Annotated in this window: 1 protein-coding gene; it reads right to left on the reverse strand. The window is 31.9% G+C overall.

What is annotated here, in order from left to right; genetic code table 11:
• Positions 1-49: 49 nt before the first annotated feature.
• Positions 50-574 (reverse strand): hypothetical protein, encoded by a 525-nt coding sequence (locus L1D51_RS21625; RefSeq protein ID WP_239964853.1) that lies wholly within the window; start codon positions 572-574, stop codon positions 50-52.
• Positions 575-684 lie beyond the last annotated feature (110 nt).

The raw sequence follows: 684 nt of genomic DNA on the forward strand, positions 1-684 counted from the left end.
GTTTAAGTCAGATACGTTGATGTTTCTGTAATTCAGTCTACATAGTTGGCTACACAGATAGTGCTTGTTTATAGCTTAAATTAAAATGTTTGAGTAACTGATTTAAGTAGTTCAGGTTTATCTGATTAGGTTTAAAACTTTGTCCCTTTTCAATATTCGCTATGTGTTGTTTTAGTTTTGCTTTGTCTTTATTCCAAAAGGCGATGTTTCCTAACACAAAGTCATTCCAATACATTTTTGAACTACTTAGCTTCTCATCGGGATCCAATACTTTTTTAGCGTGAAATACAGCTTGTTGATAATCACCCGCTAGCCCTTCCATTTGAGCTAAATGCCAAGTTAATGAGCTTTCTTTTGAATTATTGTGAGAAATAAAACGTTTTATTAGAATTGCGGCTTCAGCATGGCAACCTAATTTTTCTAATAACCTAAACCCAGCATCGTATGTCTGATCAAATTGTTGGTATGTGAGGTTTAAATCGTCTTTTAACCTTTCTTCAAGTGCTACTTTACAGTCTGCAAAAGCAAGGTTTGATAAAAATAATAATCCGACCGATAACAGTCCTTTTTTCATAATTCTGTCCTTAAAAATATAAACTCAAAATAGAATGTTAATATTTGTTGCAAGCATACCAAGAAGTAAAAATAAGATTAAAATCTTAACTCATTGTTTCTGCATTAAAA

Source organism: Pseudoalteromonas shioyasakiensis (assembly GCF_022398475.1).
In the GTDB taxonomy this organism is placed as follows: domain Bacteria; phylum Pseudomonadota; class Gammaproteobacteria; order Enterobacterales; family Alteromonadaceae; genus Pseudoalteromonas.

Coding starts and splice junctions, on each gene's coding strand:
- L1D51_RS21625 (WP_239964853.1), bottom strand. CDS start 574: ATGAAAAAAGGACTGTTATCGGTCGGATTATTATTTTTATCAAACCTT.